Source organism: Prosthecobacter sp., assembly GCF_044373815.1.
In the GTDB taxonomy this organism is placed as follows: domain Bacteria; phylum Verrucomicrobiota; class Verrucomicrobiia; order Verrucomicrobiales; family Verrucomicrobiaceae; genus Prosthecobacter.
Map to the genome: position 1 here is coordinate 1 of NZ_JBIPNG010000678.1, position 2,711 is coordinate 2,711.

The 2,711-nt window shown below is 63.3% G+C and carries 2 protein-coding genes; one reads left to right on the forward strand and one right to left on the reverse strand.

The genetic code is table 11. The features are described 5' to 3' along the window. On the forward strand, positions 1-782 hold a 782-nt coding region (locus ACIREA_RS30145), incomplete at its 5' end, for a DNRLRE domain-containing protein (protein WP_397386019.1). Positions 783-1,224: 442 nt separating this feature from the next. Here the strand turns inward: ACIREA_RS30145 and ACIREA_RS30150 are convergent. Next, positions 1,225-2,481, reverse strand: coding sequence for an NAD(P)/FAD-dependent oxidoreductase (locus tag ACIREA_RS30150; RefSeq protein WP_397386020.1), 1,257 nt, complete (start codon positions 2,479-2,481; stop codon positions 1,225-1,227). Positions 2,482-2,711: the final 230 nt, after the last annotated feature.

Consider the following 2,711-nt stretch of genomic DNA (forward strand, 5'->3'; position numbering starts at 1 on the left):
AAGGCCTTGTGGAGGTGGACGACAAGACCGGCGCCGCCACCAAGAAGCTGGAAAAAGGCCAGCGCGTGGACCGTGGCTGGTCGCAGAGACAGATGCACCCCTCCGCCGGCGATGACGCCGATGCCGAGCCCAGCCGCTGGCAGCCCTCCATCGTCATGGATGCCGGAGACGGCTGGCAGGCCGTCACCACAGCGTTTGGCCGTGGCAAAGACAGCTACATCCAGTCTTCTGATAAAATGCCGAACGACTTCGGCACGCACCCCTTCTTCCGCGTGAAGCGCAGCAAGGACACCAAGCCCGACCTCAACCGCAAAGGCTACATCGCCTTTGACCTCAGCAAGTTTCGCGGTCGCGCCATCGAGGATGCGGAACTCGTGCTCACCATCGAGCCCAGCGAACTCGGCTTCGCCAGCTTCGTGCCGGACAGCACCTTCGCCGTCTATGGCGTGCTGGATGAAAGCGCCGACGCCTGGGAAGAAGCCGGCCTGACCTGGCAGCAAGCCCCCGCCCACGACCCCGCGCAGCCCGACCGCCACCTCCCCGTGGCCACCAAAGTCAAACTCCTCGGCAAGTTCGAGATCGCCCAGGGCATCAATCGCGGTACCCGCAAACTGCGCGGCAAAGACCTCGCCGATTTCCTCAGCGCCGACACCAATCAGATCGCCACCCTGATCATCTGCCGCGAGACCAACGAGGACCAGGAAAGCGGCCTCGTCCACGCCTTCGCCACCAAGGAGAACGGCACACGCTCCGCGCCGATGCTGCGGGTGAAGGTACGGTGATGCAGCCCGCCACCGGAGGCACGCAGCGCTCCGTGAGCAACAAACACTCCGCGAGCACCCAGCGCCCCTGGAGCGCGGGCCTCCGAGCCCGCAGCACTCCGCCAGCAACAAGCATTCCGCGAACACCCAGCGCCGAAGGAGCGCGGACCTCCGAGTCCGCAGCACTCCGCCAGCGATGGATGCTCCGCTTGGCTCAAGCGCCCACATATGGCGACTACTTGAATAGCACCTGAGTAGCTGGAAGTCGTGGGCCTACGCCGCTTGTCCCGTCCGATTGATTAAAATCGGCACGCCTGCTGTCTGCGGAGCGCTGCGGACTCGGAGATCCGCGCTCCGCCACTCTTTATTAAAAGCGGCGCGCATGCTGTCTGCGGGGCGCTGCGGACTCGGAGGTCCGCGCTCCACAGAGTCCAGCGGTGCAGCGGCTCAACGCCCCCCAGCCTCACCGTATCCTGATCGGCTTCGCAATGGGGTGGTATTTCTGGATCCACACCAGGGTGAAAAACAGCCGCAGGCGCCACCAGGTGCCGAAGGTCATCTGGGTGCGACCGGCCAGCGTGCAGTTGATGGCGCAGAGCAGGCGGAACTTGTTGCTCGGCTGGAAGAAAATCTGCGCAAAGTGCTTGGTGTAAAACCGCTCGATGAACTGCCAGAAGCCGCTCACGTGCCTGCGGGTGGCCCATTCATACCGCTTCATGGCAAAGGTGTAAGCCTTGCCTGCGGCAATGGCCGCATGCACCACCTTCGCCCCCTGCCGGCCGCTGCTCATGGCCAGCATGACGCCGCTGGAGAACACCGGATCAATGAACCCTGCGGCATCCCCCACGCGCACGATGCGGTCGGAAACGAGCTTGCGGTTCGTGTAGGAAAAATCGGTGAGCACATGCCCCTGCGTGATGGGCTTGGCGTTGATCATGCGCTCGCGCAAGGCCCGCGTGTTTTGCACCGCATCGTCAAACACCTCCTGCGGGTCCTTCTTCAGCGCCTTGAACTGCGCCTGATCCAGCACGAGGCCCACGCTCACCTTGTCATCGGAAAGCGGGATCATCCAAAACCAGGAGTTTTCGCGGCGGATGATCAGGATGTCGCCCTTCTCCTCCCCGGTGGTCATCTGCACGCCGCTGTAGTGGCCGAAGATGGAGATCTTTTTGTGTTCGGGGTAGTAGTCCCGCAGGTTCTCGCGGTTCGCCGTGAAGTTGCCCAGCCCGCTGGCATCCATGAGAAACGCCGCCTGCACTTCGTGCTCCACGCCGTCCTTGGCGCGAAACTTCACCGTCACGCGGTCTTTTTCCACGCGGTGCTCGGTGACCAGCGCCTCCTCCCGCACCTCCGCGCCCAGCTCCTCCGCATGGCGCAGCAGGATGTCGTCAAACGTCGCCCGCTCGACTTGCAGCGACTCTGGAAACTCGGTGAACGAGCCCCGCGAAAAATTCATCCGCGTGTGGATCGAGCCGTCGCCCATCCAAAACTGCGCGCCGCGCTTCACCATGAACCCGGCGGCCTGGATCTTCGACCACACGCCCAGTTCATCAAAGATGCTGCGATTGTAGGGCAGCAAGGACTCGCCGATGTGAAAGCGGGGAAACTTGGCCTTTTCCAGCACCAGCACGCTACGACCGGCCTGACGCAGTGTGGCCGCAGCCGTGGCCCCTGCAGGCCCGCCGCCGATGACAATGACATCCCAGTTTTTTTGGCTCATGTGTGAGTGTGATGCATGGCCGATTAACGCGCAGGCGCAAGGGATGGCCGCGAAAATGAGGCAAAAATTTTCAGCGCATCCCCTGGGCCGTGCCGGAGGTCGCTCCGCGAGCGCTCAGCGTCCCATGGAGCGCGGACCTCCGAGTCCGCAGCAGGTCGCAATCACGCGGCGGGTGGCGCTTCACTGCAAACGCCGCCAACACGAGAGGCTTCGGCAGAGAGAATGAACGA